This window comes from Muriicola jejuensis (genome assembly GCF_010671595.1).
GTDB lineage: Bacteria > Bacteroidota > Bacteroidia > Flavobacteriales > Flavobacteriaceae > Muriicola > Muriicola jejuensis.
The window spans coordinates 1,598,705-1,619,931 of the sequence record NZ_JAABOP010000001.1 but is presented as its reverse complement, the minus strand read 5'-3'; the positions used below and the strand labels follow the sequence as shown (position 1 = coordinate 1,619,931).

At 49.3% G+C, this 21,227-nt stretch carries 19 protein-coding genes; 11 read left to right on the top strand and 8 right to left on the bottom strand.

Annotation, left to right across the window (positions count from 1 at the left end):
- Window positions 1-69: 69 nt before the first annotated feature.
- From GWK09_RS07160 to GWK09_RS07150, 3 genes are read left to right on the top strand one after another with little or no spacing between them, the layout of a single operon-like run.
- Entirely contained in the window at window positions 70-1,734 is a 1,665-nt protein-coding gene (locus tag GWK09_RS07160) for an ArnT family glycosyltransferase (RefSeq protein WP_163692300.1), read from the top strand.
- Complete coding sequence (locus tag GWK09_RS07155) at window positions 1,734-2,390, top strand: DUF4271 domain-containing protein (RefSeq protein WP_163692299.1); 657 nt, start codon at window positions 1,734-1,736, stop codon at window positions 2,388-2,390. Before GWK09_RS07160 ends, GWK09_RS07155 begins: the two co-directional genes overlap by 1 nt.
- Window positions 2,391-2,395: 5 nt before the next feature.
- Entirely contained in the window at window positions 2,396-3,142 is a 747-nt protein-coding gene (locus GWK09_RS07150; RefSeq protein ID WP_163692298.1) for a uroporphyrinogen-III synthase, read from the top strand.
- Window positions 3,143-3,189: 47 nt separating this feature from the next.
- On the opposite strand, the gene pckA is transcribed toward GWK09_RS07150, so the two are convergent.
- Together pckA and GWK09_RS07140 are read right to left on the bottom strand one after the other, a co-directional pair.
- Complete coding sequence (pckA, locus tag GWK09_RS07145) at window positions 3,190-4,806, bottom strand: phosphoenolpyruvate carboxykinase (ATP) (RefSeq protein ID WP_163692297.1); 1,617 nt, start codon at window positions 4,804-4,806, stop codon at window positions 3,190-3,192.
- A gap of 67 nt (window positions 4,807-4,873) precedes the next feature.
- Window positions 4,874-5,260 (bottom strand): DUF423 domain-containing protein, encoded by a 387-nt coding sequence (locus GWK09_RS07140; RefSeq protein WP_163692296.1) that lies wholly within the window; start codon window positions 5,258-5,260, stop codon window positions 4,874-4,876.
- A 79-nt stretch (window positions 5,261-5,339) separates the two neighbouring features.
- On the opposite strand from GWK09_RS07140, the gene GWK09_RS07135 reads away from it, so the two are divergent.
- Window positions 5,340-6,713 carry a saccharopine dehydrogenase family protein gene (locus tag GWK09_RS07135; RefSeq protein ID WP_163692295.1) on the top strand — a complete coding sequence of 458 codons (1,374 nt, stop codon included), beginning with the start codon at window positions 5,340-5,342 and terminating at the stop codon, window positions 6,711-6,713.
- 48 nt (window positions 6,714-6,761) lie between these two features.
- Window positions 6,762-7,232 carry an Lrp/AsnC ligand binding domain-containing protein gene (locus GWK09_RS07130; protein WP_163692294.1) on the top strand — a complete coding sequence of 157 codons (471 nt, stop codon included), beginning with the start codon at window positions 6,762-6,764 and terminating at the stop codon, window positions 7,230-7,232.
- Between the two features lie 50 nt (window positions 7,233-7,282).
- Here GWK09_RS07130 and GWK09_RS07125 read toward each other — a convergent pair whose 3' ends face one another.
- The 3 genes from GWK09_RS07125 to leuS form a co-directional block, all read right to left on the bottom strand.
- Window positions 7,283-7,978, bottom strand: coding sequence for a zinc metallopeptidase (locus GWK09_RS07125; protein ID WP_163692293.1), 696 nt, complete (start codon window positions 7,976-7,978; stop codon window positions 7,283-7,285).
- A 91-nt stretch (window positions 7,979-8,069) separates the two neighbouring features.
- Window positions 8,070-9,170, bottom strand: a complete 1,101-nt coding sequence (ald, locus tag GWK09_RS07120) for an alanine dehydrogenase (protein WP_163692292.1) — start codon at window positions 9,168-9,170, stop codon at window positions 8,070-8,072.
- A 192-nt stretch (window positions 9,171-9,362) separates the two neighbouring features.
- On the bottom strand, window positions 9,363-12,197 hold the full coding sequence (gene leuS / locus GWK09_RS07115) for a leucine--tRNA ligase (RefSeq protein WP_163692291.1): 2,835 nt from the start codon (window positions 12,195-12,197) through the stop codon (window positions 9,363-9,365).
- A gap of 129 nt (window positions 12,198-12,326) precedes the next feature.
- Between leuS and GWK09_RS07110 the strand changes: the two genes are divergently transcribed.
- The 6 genes from GWK09_RS07110 (at window position 12,327) to GWK09_RS07085 (ending at window position 17,767) form a co-directional block, all read left to right on the top strand.
- Window positions 12,327-14,213 carry a T9SS type B sorting domain-containing protein gene (locus GWK09_RS07110; RefSeq protein WP_163692290.1) on the top strand — a complete coding sequence of 629 codons (1,887 nt, stop codon included), beginning with the start codon at window positions 12,327-12,329 and terminating at the stop codon, window positions 14,211-14,213.
- Between the two features lie 84 nt (window positions 14,214-14,297).
- Entirely contained in the window at window positions 14,298-15,176 is an 879-nt protein-coding gene (locus tag GWK09_RS07105) for a cell division protein FtsX (RefSeq protein ID WP_163692289.1), read from the top strand.
- A 10-nt stretch (window positions 15,177-15,186) separates the two neighbouring features.
- The gene (locus GWK09_RS07100; protein WP_163692288.1) at window positions 15,187-15,450 is read left to right on the top strand and encodes a DUF3098 domain-containing protein; all 264 of its coding nucleotides are present in this window, start codon (window positions 15,187-15,189) and stop codon (window positions 15,448-15,450) included.
- The gene (locus GWK09_RS07095) at window positions 15,451-16,245 is read left to right on the top strand and encodes an undecaprenyl-diphosphate phosphatase (protein WP_163692287.1); all 795 of its coding nucleotides are present in this window, start codon (window positions 15,451-15,453) and stop codon (window positions 16,243-16,245) included.
- Between the two features lie 5 nt (window positions 16,246-16,250).
- Window positions 16,251-16,964: a tRNA pseudouridine(55) synthase TruB gene (gene truB / locus GWK09_RS07090; RefSeq protein WP_163692286.1), complete on the top strand. Its 714-nt coding sequence runs from the start codon at window positions 16,251-16,253 to the stop codon at window positions 16,962-16,964.
- Window positions 16,965-17,005: 41 nt separating this feature from the next.
- On the top strand, window positions 17,006-17,767 hold the full coding sequence (locus tag GWK09_RS07085; protein WP_239530734.1) for a hypothetical protein: 762 nt from the start codon (window positions 17,006-17,008) through the stop codon (window positions 17,765-17,767).
- Here GWK09_RS07085 and GWK09_RS07080 read toward each other — a convergent pair.
- The 3 genes from GWK09_RS07080 to GWK09_RS07070 form a co-directional block, all read right to left on the bottom strand.
- Entirely contained in the window at window positions 17,732-18,376 is a 645-nt protein-coding gene (locus GWK09_RS07080; protein ID WP_204260368.1) for a thioredoxin family protein, read from the bottom strand. The genes GWK09_RS07085 and GWK09_RS07080 overlap by 36 nt on opposite strands.
- Before the next feature lie 92 nt (window positions 18,377-18,468).
- Window positions 18,469-19,872 (bottom strand): TolC family protein, encoded by a 1,404-nt coding sequence (locus GWK09_RS07075; RefSeq protein WP_163692285.1) that lies wholly within the window; start codon window positions 19,870-19,872, stop codon window positions 18,469-18,471.
- A gap of 2 nt (window positions 19,873-19,874) precedes the next feature.
- A complete protein-coding gene (locus tag GWK09_RS07070; protein WP_163692284.1) occupies window positions 19,875-21,227 on the bottom strand; it encodes an HlyD family secretion protein in 1,353 nt (450 codons plus the stop codon).

The window sequence follows — 21,227 nt, the reverse complement described above, 5'->3', positions numbered from 1 at the left end:
ATTTTCTTGCCCGATAGGGGCGAGAGGAAGAGGTGATTATTTGTAATTTTGACCCGTAGCAGTTACCGCATGAGAAACTATTTCCCGAAGATCTTCCTGTACATCCTCGGCCTGTTCTTTCTCCTGAACCTCCTGCAGGCGTGGAGTACGCAGCTGATCTTTGACGAGGCGTACTACTGGTACTACGCCAGGGAGATCAGCTGGGGATATTTTGACCACCCGCCCATGGTGGCCTGGCTCATAGCCCTGGGTCAGCTTTTTTTTGAAGGCGAGCTGGGCGTGCGATTCCTGAGTTGTATCCTCGGAATAGGGACGATGGCCGTTCTCTGGCTACTGGTGGATGATCCGAAGAAGAAAGACTACATCCCCCACTTCTTTGTACTGATCGCCTCCATGACCCTGGTTCACGCCTATGGTTTTCTGATGCTCCCAGACACCCCTTTGCTCTTCTTTACAGCCCTTTTCTTTCTCGTTTACAAAAGGTTCCTGGCATCCCCGGGGGTGCAGACCGCCATTTTACTCGGTCTGGTTATGGCTGCCCTCATGTATAGCAAATACCACGCCTTCCTGGTCATTTTCTTCGTCTTCCTATCCAACCCTGGTCTGATCCGGGAACGTCATGCCTGGTTAGCTGTTCTCATTTCCCTAACGGCCTACAGTCCGCACCTCATGTGGCTTTATGACAACCATTTCGTTTCAGTGCGCTACCATCTCTTTGAAAGGCCAAACCGGCCCTATGAATTTTTTGATTTCACTGCGGGCTATTTCATAAACCTGATCGCGATCTTTGGGCTCACCTTTTACTGGATCTACAGGGCGACGTTCAAAACCCCTTCAAGGGACTTGTTCACAAAGGCCTTGCTCTTTGTCAGTATAGGCATCTTGCTCTTCTTTTTTATCTCGAGTTTTCAAAGGCGGGTACAGACCCAGTGGATCATTGTCATATGTATCCCCATGGCCGTGCTAGCCTACAGGTATATGCTGAACCATGAAAGTGCCAGGAAATGGATCTTCAGGATGGGCTTGGTGAATATCTGTATCCTGATGTTCCTGAGGATCGGACTGGTCTTTGAGCCCCTATTTCCTGTGGTGTATGAAACCCATGGGAACAGGACATGGGTGAAAAAGATCACTTCCCGGGCAGGAGACATCCCTGTGGTCTTTGAGAACTCATACCGCATGGCACCCATGTTCGAATTCTATACGGGAATCCCCTCATTCTCGCTCAACAATGCCTGGTACAGGGAAAATCAGTATTCCATAGATGCATCAGAAAATAGGGTTAGGAATAAGAAGGTCCTCTACGTTTCGCGCTACCTGCCAGGGGGCGACATCTCCTTTACCATGCCAGACAGCACCCTCTTTTACGGAGTGTATATGGATCCTTTCAGATCTTACAGGAAACTCAGGACCGAGATCATCGATATGACAGGAACCGAAGCCGGAGAGAGATTCGCCTTCGAAGTGAGGAACCCCTATTCCTTCGGCGTACCCATATCCGAATTGAAGTTTGGGCTGGAGACGCTCGACCGGTACAAACAGATCCTCAAGGTCATCCCGCTGACTGTAGTGCCAGGCGAGACTCCTTTACCGCTGCTTCCCCCGGGGGCGCGTATTACCCTTTTTGCTAATTTCCCCTCAGACCTAGAGGAAGAAGCCGCCTTTGTAAAGGTGGTCATCTCGGAGAACGGCCTCAGGTGGGGCCTCAACGGTAAAAGAAAAGCGATAGAGTAATGGAACCCGTACTAAGGCAGATCGGACAAACAGACTGGATCACGGTGATCATCTTCGCCAGTGCCGTCTTTCTCGTGCTAGCTAAAGCCCTATTCTACAGCCGGTTTTTGAACTTTGTTATTCTCCCCTTCAACAGCAAATACGTCTTTCTTTATAACAAGAAGGACAAACTCGTCAATGGTTTTAACCTGCTTTTCGGTATCTTCCTCTTGCTTAATTTTTCCCTCTTTCTGTATTACGGCGTCGACTTCTACTTGCCTGAAGGGATGATATCCTCCCTGCTTTTGTATTCCGTGATCCTGATCTTTCTCGTCCTGTTCCTTTTTGGGAAATTACTTACACAACTCGGCAGTGGGACCATTTTCAATTCGCGAGCCGTCATTTCAGAAATCGTCTTTAAAAAGATCACCTACCTCAACTACAGCGGGTTAGTAATGTTCCTGATGAATCTTTTATTGACCTACGTCTTTGCGGGGTCTAAAGAGATTTATTTACTCGGGTCCATCCTTGTGGTGATCGTCCTGATCATCGGCTGGGCCACCATCATCAAAACGCATCTTAAGTTCGTAACTTCTTACTTTTTCTATTTTATTTTGTACCTTTGCGCACTTGAAATTGCCCCATTGATTATTATCCTGAATACTCTAAATGTTTGATGTCTATGAAAGTCAAAACGATTTTAGTATCACAGCCTGAACCTAAAATGGAAAACTCTCCATACCTGCGGCTCATCGAGAAAGAACACGTGCGGGTAGATTTCAGGCCTTTCATCCACGTCGAAGGCGTTGATGCTAAATCGGTCAGACAACAAAAGATAGACCTCAAGGATTTCACAGCCATCATTCTTACCAGCCGGAACTCGGTAGACCATTTTTTCAGGATCGCTGAGGAAATGAGATTCAAGGTGCCGGATACCATGAAATATTTTTGCCAGTCTGAGGCCGTTGCCTTTTACCTGCAGAAATATGTGGTCTACCGGAAAAGAAAGATCTATGTAGGCAAAAGAAATTTCGTGGATCTGCAGCCCCTTTTCAAAAAATACAAGGACGAGAAGTACCTGCTTCCCTCTTCCGATGTCTTAAAGTCCGTCATTCCGGATACGCTCAATGAAATGAAGCTAAACTGGACCAGGGGTATTTTCTACAAAACCGTGATCAGTGACCTCTCAGACCTGAGGGATGTGTACTATGACGTACTGGTCTTTTTCAGTCCATCCGGAATAGAGTCCCTTTTGAAGAATTTTCCCGATTTCGAGCAGAATAACACCAGGATCGCGGTCTTTGGAAACTCCACCATCGAGGCCGCTACGGAGGCGGGTCTGAGGATAGACATACAGGCACCTACGCCTGAAACCCCTTCTATGACCATGGCGCTTCAGAAATACATTACAAGCGTTAACAAGAAATAAGGAATCCCGCTTACCCGTTAATTTTTCATCCCTTTTCTTTGGATTCCCTAGAACGCATAGCGCTGAGGGCCTCCTCTTCGGATCTCCTCGCTCGCGTAACTTTCAAACTTTTTAAAGTTCTCCCTGAAGGCATTAGACAACTTGAATGCGGTCTTGTAATAGGCCTCGTCATTGTTCCATGTAGCCCTGGGACTTAGCACACTGGTGGGAACTCCCGGGCAGGAGCGCGGCTGGGCGACCCCAAATACTGAATGGATGTGGTAAGTATCATAGGAATACAGACCTAATTCCCCGCTCAGGGCAGCATGGATCATGGCCCGGGTATACTTGAGCTTCATCCGGGTCCCCACTCCATAAGGACCTCCTGTCCAGCCTGTATTCACCAACCAGACATTGACACCGGATTCCTGCATCTTCCGGCTGAGCATTTCTGCGTATTTGGTGGGATGCAGGGGCATAAACGGGGCTCCAAAACAGGCCGAGAATGAAGGGATGGGTTCCACTACCCCCGCCTCTGTCCCGGCCACTTTTGCAGTATATCCGGAAATAAAGTGGTAGGCCGCCTGACTCGGAGTGAGTTTGCTGATGGGGGGAAGTACCCCGAAAGCATCTGCGGTCAGGAAAAATATATTCCTGGGGTTTTTCCCAATAGAGGGTTCCTGTATATTTTCAATATGATAGAGCGGATAGCTGACCCTGGTATTCTGAGTGATGGAGGTATCCCCAAAATCCACCTGCCCCTGTTCATCCATAATGACGTTCTCCAGGATTGCCCCTTTTTTGATCGCACGGTAGATCTCCGGCTCGCTCTCTTCAGACAGGTTGATCACCTTCGCATAACATCCCCCTTCGAAATTGAAAATGGTATTCTCTTTTGTCCAACCGTGTTCATCATCCCCGATAAGCCTTCGATTGGGATCCGTAGACAAAGTGGTCTTTCCGGTACCGGATAGCCCAAAGAAAATAGCGGTATCCCCATCCTCCCCCACATTGGCTGAGCAATGCATAGGCAGAGTATTGTTATATACAGGTAGCAGGAAATTCAGGGCTGAAAAGATCCCTTTTTTGATCTCCCCCGTATATCCCGTTCCGCCTATCAAAGCGATCTTACGACTGAAGTTGAGGATGGCAAAATTGTGTTGCCTGGTACCGGCCACGGCCGCATCCGCTATAAACCCTGGTGCATTGACCACCAGCCAGTCTGCCGAAAACGACTCCAGTTCTGCTTCAGACGGGCGGATAAACATGTTATAGGCGAAAAGATTGGACCATGGGTACTCATTAATCACCCGTATGCCTAAACGGTAGTCCCTGTCTGCACAGGCAAAACAGTCGCGCACATAGACCTCCTTGTCTGAGAGGTAGGCGACAACCTGGTCGTAGAGTGCATCGAACTGTTCGGGATCGAACGGTTTGTTGACAGGACCCCACCATACCTTGTCCTCCGTAATGGCATCCTTTACAATAAAACGGTCCTGGGGAGACCTTCCGGTAAACTCGCCTGTATTCACGGCCAGGGCTCCGGAGGAAGCTTCCCGGCCCATTCCTTTATCGAGCGTCTCCTTGTGAAGCAGTTCGGGATCCCACTGATAATGAACACGTTTGCTGTCGATGCCGTAGGGTTTTAACGAAATCGTTTTCGTAAAAGGTTTGGAGGATGCCATGAGAAGTTCATTTTGTGGCACAAAACTAGAAAAAATTTATGCTTTGCCACAGGTTTTCGGGCATTGTTTAGTCGAAATACTTAAAAACGCGATATCCCAGTATCACCCACCCGAGGATGAGAAAAAAGCCGCCTAATGGAGTCAGAAGTGCAATCCCCTTAAAAGGGATCGAAGTCAGAGAATCTGTTGCCAGCAGGTAAATGGAAAAGGAGAACAGGACCACTCCTGTGGTCAGCAGGATGTATACCCATCTCTTGGCGTTTTCCGGTATAACAGCAGAAGATCCCAGCCATAACAGCAGGAGGGAATGGTACATCTGATAACGCACCCCGGTCTCATAGCTTTCAAGGGATGAGGCACTGAGGAGATCTTCCAGGCCGTGTGCCCCAAAAGCCCCAAGGATCACGGACATCAAACCGAAAATCACTCCTGTCAAAACAATTTTCCTGTTCATAACTTAACCCCTTTAAATTCTTAAACCGATTACTAATTGATACCTTAGTACCGTTGTTTTTCAAAGGTAATCAATACACATGAGCCGGAACATATTGATATTCGGAGCGGGGAAATCGACCTCCTATCTCCTGGATTATTTTATCGAAAAATCGGGGCCTGAAGCACTTCAACTCACCATTGCCGACCTCCATATAGACCGGATCCCCCCATCTATTGGAAATCACAGCTCCGTCACCCTCCACAAACTCGACATCACCGATGCAGAGTCCAGAAAAAGAGCCATTTCAGGAGCTGATATCGTCGTATCCATGCTTCCCGCGAGCCTGCACCATTTGGTGGCCAGGGATTGCCTGGAATTAAAAAAGAACCTGGTCACAGCTTCCTATGTCAGCAAGGAAATGGAAGCCATGAAGGAGGAAGTGAAAAAAAGCGGTCTTATTTTCATGAATGAGATCGGACTGGATCCGGGGATAGACCATATGAGCGCCATGCAGATCATCAATGAGATCAGGGCAAAGGGAGGTAAAATGCTCCTTTTTGAGTCTTTTACGGGAGGGCTTGTAGCCCCGGAGAGCGACACGAACCAGTGGAACTACAAATTTACCTGGAACCCGAGGAACGTGGTCGTGGCCGGACAGGGAGGAGCGGCTAAATTCATTCAGGAAGGCACCTATAAGTACATCCCTTATCACAAACTCTTCAGACGGACCGAATTCATGGAGATTCCCGGCTATGGTACATTTGAGGCATACGCCAACAGAGACTCCCTGAATTACAGGGAAGCCTATGGTCTGCAGGATGCCCTAACCCTTTACCGGGGCACCATGAGGCGTGTAGGTTTTTCGAAAGCTTGGAATATGTTCGTGCAGTTAGGAATGACGGATGACAGTTACACGGTGGAGAATTCGGAGAACATGTCCTACCGGGAATTCACCAACCTCTTCCTCCCTTATTCACCCACGGATTCTGTTGAACTCAAACTGAGACATTACCTGAAGATAGACCAGGATGATATCATGTGGACCAAGCTGGTGGAACTCGATATTTTTAACCCGAAAAAGATCATTGGACTTAAGAATGCCAGCCCGGCTCAAATGCTGCAGAGGATCCTTGAAGACCAGTGGACCCTGGCGGAAGAGGATAAGGATATGATCGTAATGTACCACAAGTTCGGCTACCAGGTAGAGGGAAAGAAAAAACAGATAGACGCCAATATGGTCGTATTGGGTGAGAACAGGACACATACGGCCATGGCCAAAACGGTCGGTTTGCCTGTGGCTATGGCGACCCTCCTGATACTCAATAAAAAGGTTACCACTCCAGGGGTGCAGATCCCGATACGGGAAGAGGTATACGAACCTATCCTGAAAGAACTGCAATCATACGGAGTTGAATTCAGAGAATATGAGGTCCCCTACCTGGGCTATAACCCCGATTCGGTCGCAGGTTAGTTTTTGTAACAGGAAATGGTATATTTAACTCCTATTTCAAACTAAAACATGCCCTCTTCAAACGATAAAGTGAAAATAGACGGGATCGACAAAAAGATCCTTCGATATTTGATGTCCGATGCGAGGAAACCCATCCTCGAGATCGCCAGGAATATCGGTATTTCCGGAGCGGCCATACACCAGCGGCTGAGGAAACTGGAAAAATCCGGGCTCATCGCCGGGTCCAAATTCGTCATCAACCCCAAGATCCTGGGGTATACGACCATGGCTTATATAGGGATCTTCCTGGATAAGGCCATGAGCAACCCCACCGCGGTAAAGGCACTTGAGAAGATCCCGGAAGTGCTGGAATGTCATTATACCACTGGAAACTGGTCCATTCTGATCAAGGTGTTGTGCAAGGACAATGAGCACCTGATGCACGTGCTGAACAAGCATATTCAGCAGATCGAAGGGGTATCCAGGACGGAGACCTTTATTTCCCTGAACCAGCAGATCGACCGTCAGATCACCATATAAAAAGACCCGGATCTTATGGCAACCCGGGTCTTTACATGATGTATTGTTTTCTAATCCCTGCTTCCAAAAACCTGGAATCCCCAATAGACCAGGGTGGCAAGTGCGCCAATGGCCGCTACGAGATAGGTCCTGGCTGCCCATTTCAGGGCGTCCTCAGATCCCTTGTACTCCTCGGGGGTCACCATATTCCTGCTTTTAAGCCAGGCAAGGGCCCGATTACTGGCATCGTACTCCACCGGCAGGGTAATAAAGCTGAACAGGGTAGCCATCCCCATCATGACGAGACCGGCGACGGCCACGTATAAACCGAGTCCGGCTCCTGAAGCTGCTCCCAGTATGATACCACCCAGGACCACCCAGGTAGATAACCCTGAGGTTACACTGACCACGGGCACCAGTTTGGAACGCATGGTCAGCCATTCATAAGCCTGGGCGTGCTGCACGGCATGCCCGCACTCGTGCGCGGCTACAGCAGCTGACGCCGCATTTCTCTGACTGTAGACCGCTTCACTTAGATTCACCGTCTTGTTCACGGGATTGTAATGGTCTGTCAGCATCCCAGGAGTAGAGATCACTTTTACGTCCCTGATCCCGTGGTCTGCCAGCATTTTTTCGGCGATCTCCGCCCCACTCATCCCATTTCGCAGGTGCACCTTGGAATAGTGCTTGAATTTACTTTTCAGTTTGCTGCTCACCAGCCAGCTCACCAAAGCGATGGCTCCCAATAGTATATAATAGATCATCATAGGTTTCAAAATTTAATTTAAAAGTACAAATAACTCAACAAAAACCCCGCCAATTCAGGCGGGGTTCTTTTTACTGACAAAATGTACCTGACTAGGCAACCACCGTCTCCCATTTAAAGGTCTCGGCGATCTCTTTGTAGGCGATCTCTCCCTCTATGATATTCAGTCCCTTGTGCAATGCGAGGTCTTCTTCACAGGCTTTGTACCAGCCTTTGTTGGCCAGTTCCAGCACGTAAGGGAGGGTTACGTTGGTCAACGCTACTGTAGAGGTGTACGGGACAGCCCCTGGCATATTGGCCACGGAATAATGTATGACATCATCAATGATATAGATGGGATCTTCGTGAGTAGTGGGCCTTGTGGTCTCCACACAACCCCCCTGGTCCACGGCCACGTCCACGATCACGGTTCCTGGTCGCATGATCTTGAGCATGTCACGGGTGATCAGATTTGGCGCTTTCGCTCCTTTTAACAACACCCCCCCAATAATGAGGTCATGCGTCTGAATGTGTTTTCTGATATTGAATTCATTGGAATATTCTGTCACCACATGGCTGGGCATCACATCGTTGATATACCGGAGCCTCTTCATGTTGATATCGAGGATGGTCACATGAGCCCCCAGTCCGGCTGCCATTTTTGCAGCCTGAGTGCCCACTACCCCTGCTCCGAGGACAAGCACCCTTCCCGGAGCGACGCCGGGCACGCCTCCGAGGAGTACACCTCTGCCTTTTTTGGGCTTTTCAAGGTATTTGGCCCCCTGTTGTATGGCCATCCTCCCGGCCACTTCAGACATAGGGGTCAGGAGGGGAAGCGTACCGTCTGTGTCTTCCACCGTTTCATAGGCTATACAGATGGCACCACTCTTGAGCATGGCCCTCGTAAGCGTTACACTGGAAGCGAAGTGAAAATAGGTAAAGATCACCTGTCCCTGCCTTACCAGGCCGTATTCTTCCTCTATGGGTTCCTTGACCTTTACGATCATATCGCTCCGTTCGTAAACCTCGGCGATGGATTGGAGGATGGTGGCTCCGGCCTCCAAATAATCCTCATCAAAAAATCCACTTCCTTCGCCGGCAGTGGATTGTACATACACCTTGTGGTGGTTCTTTACCAGTTCGAAAACCCCCGCGGGCGTCATCCCTACACGGCTTTCGTTATTCTTGATCTCTTTGGGTACCCCGATAATCATAGTTTGTTTTGTTATGTTCGTTCCCCAAATTTTACATTATAAATCAGGTTAAGGAAATAAAATCGATGAAATGCAGGGGTGTGACTTCAAAAAAGTATGTTTTTTGAATTTGACCCCCTAAATAAATAGGGGGTACATTGTGTATAATTTGTGTTTCTGTATTCTATTATTTAATTAAAAGGGGGGGGGTAATCAGAATACTATATTAACGATCTTCCCGGGGACCACGATCACCTTCCTAGGCGGTTTACCCCCTAGCTGGGCTGCTGTCTTATCATCTTCCAGCACCCTTTTTTCTATTTCTTCCCTGCTCAGATCGAGGGGCATGGTAAGGGTAAACCTCATTTTTCCATTGAAGGAAATCGGGTATTCCTTCTGATCCTCCACCAGGAATTTCTCATCGAATTCTGGGAACTCTGCGTGGCTTACGGACGTATCATACCCGGCTTTTGACCACAATTCCTCAGCGATATGGGGAGCATAGGGGGAGATCAGCACTATGAGGGGTTCCAGGATCTGTCGCGCGTTACATTTCTGGGACGATAATTCATTCACACAGATCATAAAGGTAGATACGGAGGTGTTGAAAGAAAAGGCCTCAATATCCTCCGTCACTTTTTTGATGGTCTTGTGAAGGGTTTTAAGCGCATCCTGTCCGGGCTTTTCCTCCGAAAGTAAGAACGCCCCCTTTTCTCCGGAGTGATACAGTCTCCAGAGTTTTTTCAGGAAGGCATACACCCCCGTGATCCCGGCGGTATTCCATGGCTTGGACTGTTCCAGTGGCCCCAGGAACATCTCATAGAGGCGAAGGGCATCGGCACCGTATTCCTCGCAGATCGCATCCGGGTTCACTACATTGTACTTGGATTTTGACATCTTTTCCACTTCCCTTCCTACCTGGAATACCCCTTTGTCCAGGACAAACTCTGCCTCACTGAATTCCGGGCGCCATTTCTTAAAGCCCTCTACATCCAATTCATCTGAGGCATTGACCAGGGAGACATCGGCATGGATGGGATCCACTTTTTTCCCTTCGGCCAGGCTTTTCGACAAAAAGCGATTAGTGCCTTCTTCCCGGTATACAAAGGCACTGGTGCCCAGGATCATCCCCTGGTTGATCAGCTTTCTGGCGTATTCATCCTTTACCACCCATCCCTTGTCATACATGAACTTCTGCCAGAATCTGGAGTACAGCAAATGCCCGGTGGCATGCTCTATCCCACCGATATAAAGGTCCACATCCTGCCAGTATGAGATCGCCTCCTTTGAAAAGATCGCATCGGAATTATGAGGGTCCATGTAGCGATTAAAATACTGGGAGCTACCCGCCCAACCAGGCATCGTATTGAGCTCCAGAGGGAACATCTCCTTATGGTCGATCAGGTCATTGGAAACCACCTGGTGGGTCCTGGTATTCCAGGCCCATTCCGTGGCATTACCCAGGGGCGGTTCCCCGGTTTCCGTGGGAAGGTACTTTTCCACTTCGGGTAAGGTAAGCGGCAGGTATTCTTCAGGGACCATCTTCGGGATGCCGTTTACGTAATAAACAGGAAAGGGTTCACCCCAGTACCTCTGTCTGCTGAAAACCGCATCGCGCAGCCTGTAATTCACTTTTCCCTTCCCAATCCCTTTCTCTTCCAGGGCCTTTATGATGGCTGCAGAGGCTTCCTTATAGGAAAGCCCGTTGAGAAAGTCGGAGTTGGCAATGACCGTATTCTCCTTATCTGCAAAAGCACCTTCCGAAATATCCACCCCTTCAAAAATATTGGGGATGGGGATGTTGAAGTGCCTGGCGAAGTCATAGTCTCGCTGGTCCCCACAAGGTACGGACATGACCGCCCCTGTTCCATATCCGGCCAGGACATAGTCCCCAATCCAGACAGGGACCTCCTCACCGGTGAACGGATGTCTTACATAAGAACCGGTGAAGACGCCTGTGATGGTCTTTACATCCGCCATGCGGTCCCTCTCCGATCGCTTGGCAGATTCTTCCACATAACGGTCTACTTCCAGTTGTTGCGCCTTGGTTGTGATCTTTCCGACCAGGGGATGTTCCGGCGCCAGGGTCATAAAACTCACGCCAAAAAGTGTATCCGGCCTTGTGGTAAAAACTTCAATGGGATACACCGATCTGACCTCCTCCGTGGGTACGGTAAAGAAGGTGAGGGATGCACCCACAGATCGCCCAATCCAGTTGGTCTGTGCGTCCTTCAGGGGCTGTGGCCAGTCAATGGTCTGCAATCCGTCGAGCAGACGCTGGGCATAGGCCGTGATCCTCATGCTCCACTGGGTCATTTTTTTGCGCACCACTGGGTGTCCCCCTCTTTCCGAGACCCCATTGACGATCTCATCATTCGCCAATACGGTTCCCAAAGCCGGGCACCAGTTCACCTCCGTATCGGCCAGGTAGGTAAGGCGATACTTCAGCAGGAAGCGTTCCTGCTCCGCCTCGTCCATGGCATTCCATTCGCTGGCTGTAATCTCGGGCGTATCCTCGTCACAAGCCGTGTTGATGTCTTTATTTCCTTCCTTTTTCAGCCGATCGGTCAGAAGGGTGATATCTTCTGCCTTGTCTGAATCCCGGTCATACCAGGAATTGAACAACTGTATAAAGATCCATTGGGTCCATTTGTAGTAGGAGGGATCTGAGGTGCGTACTTCCCGGCTCCAGTCGAATGAGAACCCCAACTGATCCAGTTGCTCCCGGTACCTGTTGATGTTGGTCTCAGTGGTTATGGCAGGATGCTGCCCCGTCTGTATGGCATATTGCTCTGCGGGCAGTCCGAAGGAGTCATACCCCATGGGATGGAGCACATTAAAACCTTTGAGCCTTTTGTAACGGGCATAGATATCACTGGCAATGTACCCCAGGGGATGCCCTACATGCAATCCGGCGCCGGAAGGATAGGGAAACATGTCCAGAACATAGAATTTCTCCTTTTCTGAATGATTCTCTGCCTTAAATGTCTGGTTCTTGGCCCAGTATTCCTGCCACTTGTCCTCAATCCTCCTGAAATCGTAATTCATCCTTTGATCGCTTTCACACTGTTGCGGCAAAAATAGGGGTAATCCCCGAAAGGGAAAAGTACATCCGCTTAACAATAATATGAATCCCTGCACCGTTCCCATTCTGTAAACGAAACCAGGAATCTGAAGTTGTTAAAGAAGTACTTTCTCCATGCCGTGTTTATCGCCCTCTGCAGCATTCCTATCGCAGGCAATGCTCAGCTGGGATTTTGCCAGGGCAATTCGGGTTCCCCTATCTTCTCAGAGGATTTTGGTACAGGTATCACCAACGGTCCTGCCCTGCCACCCGGGACTACCACCTATACCTATGTAGACGGGGCACCCGATGATGGAAGTTACACTATCGCCAGCAGCACGGCAGGTTATTTCGACTGGTTCAATATACAGGACCATACCCCGGATGACGTCAGTGGCAAGGCCTTTATCGTCAATGCCAGTTTTACGCCGGGAGAATTCTACAGGAGGTCGATAACAGGGCTTTGTGAGAATACTTCCTATGAATTTTCGTCCTGGCTATTAAATTTACATCCGCGAATGGGGGCGGGATGCCCCAACAGCGGAATTCCCATCAATGTAAAATTTGAGATCTGGGACAGTACGGACACCAATTTACTGGCTTCGGGAGACACGGGCGACATCATGGACAAAACAGAGGCCGAATGGGAACAGTACGCCCTGCTTTTTACTTCCCTTCCGGGTCAGACCTCGGTTATCCTGAAGATGATCAACAACAGCGGGGGAGGTTGTGGAAATGACCTGGCCATAGACGATATTGTATTCAGGTCCTGTGGGGACCTCGTTACGCTCACCGACACACAGACCAGGAACTCCATCATCCAATGTGAGGAAGATGGCCCTGTTCCCAGTCTTACCCTTACAGCTTCCCCTGATTTCAGCATCTTTACCAGCCATTTTTACCAATGGCAGGAAAGTACGGATGCGTCTACCTGGACCGATATTCCGGGGGAGACTTCGGACACCTATACCACACCCGTAATTACCACAGATCGCTATTACAGGGTGGTCGTTTCCGAGGATCTGGTCAATATCTCCAACAACCTGTGCAATGTGAATTCAGAGGTCTTTGAGATCGTTTTTGTCCCTACTCCAAACCCCCCTTCCAGTATAGGGGACATCCGCATATGCGAGAATATTGAGACCGGACTGCTTACCGTCAGGGTGCCGCCGGGGATCAGGGTCGACTGGTACGATGCCCCTTCCGGGGGGAATTTACTGGCCTCCAATACGATCACCTATGCGACCGAAGTACCCGGGACCTATTACGCTGAAGCCGTGCCTAATCAGGCATACTGTCCCTCCCTGAGCAGGACCGCGGTGACGCTGGAGTTTTATCCCCTGCCTGAGGTGGAAGATGAGGATATCCGTTTTTGCGAAAATGAGGAGGTCATCCTCGATGCAGGGGTTTCCGCAGTAAGCTATTTATGGAGCACCGGCGAGACCACTTCTTCGATCTCAGTCACTTCTGAGGGGGTATATACGGTTGAAGTAAGGGATTCGAGAGGGTGTTCCAATGTAAAGACCATTCGTTTGACTCAGGTGGATGCCCCCGTGATCGATACCGTCATCTCTGAAGATGACCGTATCGTGATCAGGACCGTGAATACAGGGGATTTTCAGTATTCCCTCGATGGGCTCAATTTTCAGGAAGAGCCCTTTTTTGAGGATATGCCGGGTGGGTTGTACACGGTCTATGTGCGCAGCGACGAAGAGTGCCCAGCTGTGCAAACGGAATTTTTTCATCTGGCCGTTCCCAAATTTTTTACCCCTAATGGGGACGGGGTCAACGACTTCTTCGAAATACAGGGCATAGATGCCCTGTCTGACTACGAGATCAGCCTGTTCGACCGATATGGCAAACTGATTGTGAATGCGAAAGGGGAACCTTTGAGGTGGGATGGCAGTTATAACAACAGGCTCATGCCCTCGGGAGATTACTGGTATACCGTACGTATAGAGGACCATACCAAACAGGGGCACTTTGCCCTGATCAGGTAATTGTCACCCTCGAGAATGATAATTATGCCCCTGCGCGGAGCAGGTTATCTTTACTTTAGTATTTTTACACCATTATTCTATGGTATGAGTACATCTTTCGAGAGATATCAGAAGAGAAAACTAATTTCTTCCTATTTCTCTGTAGTCCTGAGTATAAGCCTTGTCCTTTTCCTCCTGGGTGTCCTGGGGCTTCTCGTCCTGAACACTAAAAAACTCGCAGATCATTTCAAGGAGCAGATCACCCTCTCTGTCTTTCTGAAGGACAACGCCAAAGAAGTTGAGATAGACCAGCTCCAGAAAAGCCTGGCCCTTGCCCCCTATACCAAGAAGGCGACCTATGTCTCTAAGGAAGAGGCGGCAGAACAGCATAGTGAGGAGATAGGCGAAAATTTTATCGACTTCCTCGGTTATAATCCGTTAAAGAATTCCATCGACGTGCAACTCAACGCGGAGTTTGTAACTCCTGAGGAGATCGCCCTGATCGCCGAGGAGATCTCTGCGAAAGGCTATGTGGAAGAGGTCAGTTATGACAAACCCCTGATCGCCCTGCTGACCGAAAATGTGAAGCGCATCTCCTTTTGGATCCTCGTAACCTGTGGGGTGTTTACCTTTATCGCTGTTTTGCTTATCAATAGCTCCATCCGACTTTCCATCTATTCAAAACGGTTTATCATTAAGACCATGCAAATGGTAGGTGCAACCAAGACCTTTATCAGAAGGCCTTTTATTTGGACCAATGTGAAACTGGGCATGCTGGGAGCTGTCCTTGCCCTGATCCTTCTCGGGGGACTTCTGTATTACATGGATGTGAATTTTCCTGAACTCGGCCTGCTCAAAGACACCTTGTTCCTGGGAGGCTTGTTCCTGGGAGTGTTCGTCCTCGGGGTGATCATTTCCCTCTTGAGCACCTTTTTTGCCACGCAGCGGTTCCTGAATCTGAGGACAGACGATTTATATTATTAACTTTGCGACCATGGGTAAGAAACAAAAAACGTCTGGCGACGCAGCTCGCAAGGAATTCATCTTCCAAAAGAAGAATTACCTCTTTATGTTCCTGGGCCTGGGATGTATGGCCCTGGGATTTATCCTCATGAGCGGGGGAGGCAGTGACGACCCCCAGGTATTCAGTACGGACATATACAGTTTCAGGAGGATCAAACTTGCACCCGCCCTGGTACTGATAGGTCTGGCTCTGGAAGTGTACGCTATCCTTCTGAATCCCCATAAGAAAGATTAATTGGAACTTATAGACGCCATCATCCTGGGTATTGTACAGGGATTGACTGAATTTCTACCGGTCTCTTCCAGCGGGCATCTGGAACTCGGCAAAGCCATTCTGGGAGACAACCCCCTGCCACAGGACAGCCTGCTCTTTACCGTGGTCCTCCATTTTGCCACCGCCCTGAGTACATTGGTCGTTTTCCGAAAGGACGTACTGGAAATCCTGAGGGGATTGTTCAGTTTTAAATGGAATGAGGAGAGCCGTTTTTCCTTAAAAATCGTCATCTCCATGGTCCCGGCCGCATTGATAGGTCTATTTTTTGAGAAAGAACTGGAGAGCCTTTTCGGGGAGAATGTGGTCCTGGTGGGTTTTATGCTAATCATTACCGCCCTCCTGCTTTACCTGGCCGACAGGGCCCGGGAAACCGAAAAGAATGTGACTTTTTTTAATGCCTTTATCATAGGGGTGTCTCAGGCTATCGCTATCCTGCCGGGCATTTCGAGGAGTGGGGCCACCATTTCAACCTCTGTCCTCCTGGGGATCGATAAGAACAAGTCCACAAGATTTTCTTTTCTGATGGTCGTACCCCTTATCCTGGGAAAAATGGTCATGGACCTCATGGACGGAGAAATAGATTTTAACAGCGAACAAATGATCCCGATCAGTGCGGGATTTATCGCGGCTTTCATAGCAGGACTCGCCGCCTGTACCTGGATGATACAGTTGGTGAGGAGGAGCAAATTGCAGTATTTTGCCATTTACTGTTTCCTCGTAGGCCTTACTGCTATTGCCCTTGGATTCTGGAACTGATACCCATGGCCGTGAAACCGAATGCGTTTTCAAAAGAAGAATTTCTCGACGGACAGGTACTGCTTTTCGACAAACCCCTGGGCTGGTCCTCCTTTCAGGTAGTGAACTCTGCCAAATGGACGCTTAGGAAGAAATTTGACCTGAAGAAGATCAAAGTAGGGCACGCAGGTACCCTGGACCCGTTGGCTACAGGTCTCCTGGTGGTGTGCACGGGAAAGTTCACAAAAAAAATACCCGAAATCCAGAACGAGCGAAAGGAATATACGGGAACGATTACCCTGGGGGCTACCACCCCGTCCTTCGACCTGGAAACCGAGGTAGACCAGACCTTTCCCACCGATCACCTCACGAAGGAGCAGATCCTGGGAGCCACACTGGGGTTTGTGGGCAGGATATCCCAAAAACCCCCTGTCTTCTCTGCTATCAAAAAGGATGGCAAACGGCTCTACGAATACGCCCGAAAAGGCAAGGAGGTAGAGGTGGAGGCCAGGGAAATAGAGATCTTTGAATTTGAAATAACCGGTATAGAAATGCCGGAAGTCCACTTCCGGGTGGTCTGCAGCAAAGGGACCTACATAAGGTCTCTGGCCCATGATTTTGGGCAAAAACTCAACACAGGCGGCCACCTTTCTGCCCTCAGAAGAACCAAAATAGGGTCTTTTTCCGTACATAATGCTATAACGCCAGAGGCATTCAAGGCTCTTTTTTTTCCACAATAGTCAGTACTTTGTCGTAATTTGAAGCGTTATGAGATATGGTCATGACTAATATTCTCAAATATTTCGATTGGATTAAGGACATGAACAGAAACCAGCTTTCGTTCATTATTACCTTTTTCTCCCTTTCCATCATGGTTCTGCTCCTGTTCAATCTCCACCTCAACGCCGAGGAACAGGATGAATACGTCATTGAGATGAGCCTGGCAGATGAGGAGCTGCAGGAATTACTAGAACAGGAAGAAAAATTGGCGGAAGAGATGGATAATCTGAATCTGGAGAAGACCAACCAGGCCATGAACGAGACCGCCAAGCCCAGTTTCGGAGCGCCGGAGCCCCTGAAGACCCTGCAGGAGTTGCTTGAAGAAAAACAACTCAACGCAAATGAGAATTCAGAGGAGGACTTTCTGCAGGACGATGAAGCCTACAGGGCCTCCCTGAAAGAACTGGCAAAGATCAGAGAAGAGCGCAGACAACAGCTGGGGGAAAAGGAGGCAGAGAAGAAGGAGTATTCAGAAAACCTCATCAACAAGAGAACGCGTATCACCTACTCCCTGCTGGACCGTTCCTCTCTCGACCTTCCACCGCCAATCTATACCTGTCTTGAAGGAGGAAGGGTGGTGATCAACATCAAAGTAGACCAATACGGGTATGTGACCGAAGTCGACTTTAATGCGACGAGTTCCACTACTGATAATGGCTGCCTCGTTGAAAACGCCCTGAAATACGCGGCCCAGGCCCGATTTACGGAAGGCTCGAAACAAATACAGCTAGGAACGATCACCTACCTGTTTCAGGGCAAGTAATCCCATCAGGTCCTCCAGGATATTTCTCCCTTTATCGGCATTGAACCACTGTTGCAGGTCCTCTTTGAAGGCCGCTGTGAGGGAACCGTGCTCTGATTTATAGGCAGAGGCGATCTCTGCCGCTTTAGAGGGTAAGGGACCCCAGACAGCGAGTACAGCAAATGTCTCGGCGTCTATTGCGATCAGTTTGGGAATGGACTGTTTTCCATCGGTAAGAAAAAGATCCATGACCTCCGGGAAGTCAATTCTGAGGATGATCCTCAACTGTATCTTTTCGTTGAGCTCAGACATGCGGTTCATGACCGGCAAACTGGGTGCTGCATCCCCACACCAGCTTTCAGTGATCACCAGCCAAAAGACACTTTGTTCGTAATCGCGGATTTCCTCCACCTGGTCATCCGTGATCCTGAGTGTTTTGTCCCAGCGACGCATTCTCCTGTCATTCAGGGCGGTGTAATTCTTATAGGCCTCTGTTTGCTCGGGTCCCGTGGTTCCGTGTTTTTCAGCCAATTCAGATACCAGGTCCCTGAACTCCGAGTAGGTCATGGCAGCCCTGAGCGCCTTTTCCAGGTTTTGACGGATATAAGAGGATGTTTTGTTGATCTCCATAACTTTTGCGGGTACTTTGGATTTCGTATCCCACCTTTACTCTGTAGGCTAATGCCCTAAAACCTTACACGGGCCGGGCGGAAGCATTTAGATCAGATCCCCTCCGGGTTGATGGCCAAACTCTGGAAAAGCTTGGCTTTGGCCTTAAAGTATTTGTTCTGCAGTTCATTCTGTTTCAACCTGGCATCTATAAGCCTGCTTTCCCTGCTGTTTATCAAAAAGAGGGAGCTCTCACCAAAACTGAACTTGCGCTCCTCCCCTTCCAGCAGTGTGTTGTAATTGTCCACAATGTCGAAGACCAGGCGGTTCTGCTCCTCGAAAGAATCGAGTTCATTATAGATCGCAATTACTTTGTTGGCAATCGTGACAGAAGCATTGGCGTACTCATACTCCGCATCCCTCAATTTGAACTTGGCCAGTTTGAGCTCACCTCTTTCTTTCCTCAGGAACAGGGGTAGACTTATATTCAGGCCTCCCTTGTAGTTCTGGTCCTCGAAGGAATTCAGGAGTTCAGGTGTCTCGGTAAGGAAATTATATTCCAAATCGATCCGAGGAAGGAGCTGGTTCGTCTTCAGTCTTTTATCGATGGTCAGCTGGTCTATCTTAAGCCCCAGGGAAACGATCTTGGGATGGTTTTCCAGGGTAAAACTATCCAGCGGGAGTCCCAAGATCTCCAGGGCCAGGTCTATTTCCCCCTGGAGGGAAGTATCCGGTATCACCCCTTCCCTGAGTTCAACCGGGACGTCATTCGCCATCCACAGGAAATTAGACAGTTCCAGGGCTTTATTCCGGAGGTTAACCTCGGCCTGGGTAAGGCTCAAGGCCCTGTTTTGATAGGCGATCTTCGCCTCAACAGTGTCTATAGAGGCGATGTCACCAGCGATCGCCCTTGCCTTGATCCCTTCAAAGCGGATCAGGGCATTCTCGAGAAACTGACTGAATATTTCCCTTTCATTATAGGCCTGCAGCCAGTCAAAATAGGCTACAGAGGCGTTAAAAAGGATGTCGTTGATCAGCAGATCCCTGTCTGCAAGGGTCTGTTCCCTGAAAAATTTCGCCTTGCGAAGGGTAGCCATGCGCTCGTTGGCCAAAAATCCCCTCCCCAGGGAAAAGGAAACCCCTGCACTGTACAAACCATCGTCAGGCAAAGTCTCGTCCGGATTCAGGAATTCCCCTTCCGTCTGCTCGAAATTCCCCTTGAGTTCGATCCCGTACCAGGTAGGTATCTTAAAGGTGGCATTGAGTCGGTCATAGTACTCCGTCCCCTTGAATTGCTTCCTGTTGTAGTCCACCTCCACCTTGGGGTCAAATCCACCCCTGGCCTTCATAAGGTTGGCCTCCCCAATTGCAATGACCAGGTCTGCCTGCCGGGCGATCGGATGGTACTTTTTTACATACCCCAGATACTCCCTGAAATTCAGGACCAGGGAATCTGCCACCTGTCCTGTGAGGGAGAAGGTGCAAAGAAGTAAGAATAAAGAAAGAGACCGCTTCATCCTTATTTTTTATTGCTTTGTGCCATTCCATCCTCTGGCTGGTAATAGTTGGGCGGGAAGCCATTAAGCTGCCTCCAGAGTTCGAACCATATGGGTACGTCCTCCAGCAGGGCAAGTGTGTTCGCCCCTGAACCTACCCGTATATCCTTTGGCCATGCGTGGTCATCCGGATCTGGCGCAAGGAGTATCCTGTACTTTCCGTTACTGCTGATAAAAGTCTCAATAGCTACCACTTTCCCACCATAGGTACCATAGGATACATTGGGCCAACCGCTGAAAATGATCGCCGGCCAGCCGTCGAACTGTATCCTGACCTTTTCCCCAATATGGATCAAAGGCAGGTCTATAGGCGCTACATAGGTTTCCACGGCCAGGGCGTATTCTGAAGGCATGATGCCTACCAACTTGTCTCCCTCCTTAAAGGTTTCCCCAATGCCTCCCTGAATGGCCTTATTGATATAACCGCTCTGGGGCGCACGGATGTAGTACATCTGACTTCGGATCTCATAATTGGTGTACTCGTTCTCCAGTTTGGTGACCTGTGCTTCGGAGTCGAACTGGTTCGACTGGGCTGTGAACATGTCACTCTGCGCCTTGGATATCTTGTCTGTGTACTCTGCCTGTATCCGGTTGATCTCCACGGTTGCGTTGATGATCTCGTTCTTGGAGGCCAGCAGGGTATTTTCCTGGGAGATCAGTTTGGCCTGGGTCTCCTGCAGTTTAAGCCTTTTCTCTTCCACATCCGTGATCGCTTTCAACCCTTCTCTCTCGAGCTGAACAACCCGGTCATACTGCCTTTGGGCAATGGTGATATTCGTTTTAGCGGCCTCCAGGTCTATGCTGTCGCTCTGTACTTTGAGGCGGGCCTGAAGCAACTTGTTCCTCGCCTGTTCGAGCTTGAGGGTTCGCTCCTGTTGCAAGGCCCCGATCTGGGAATTGAGTGCCTTTACCTTCTCCTGGTAAGAGGTAACCGAAAGGGATTTAGCCCGGATCTGATCTCCTGTCCTCGAGATCAGGTCAGGGTCGAAATACTCATTCTTGACCTCCGAAATAAAGAGGATGGTATCCCCCTTGTTCACAAAATCCCCTTCCTGCACAAACCATTTCTCTATCCGTCCCGGAATGGGGGATTGTATGGTCTGTGGGCGGTGTTCCGGATTGAGGGTGGTGAGATATCCGACCCCGGATATGGTCTGTGTCCACGGCAGGAAAAGTACGATAAACCCGATGAGGGAAAAGACCATCAGAAAGCGGTTGAAATGCTTGTGGTCCCTCTCGTGGAATACCCGCTGGGATGACCTGAAGGGCATCAGATCCACTTTCCTATTGAGTTTATTGGGAGATATATTCAACAT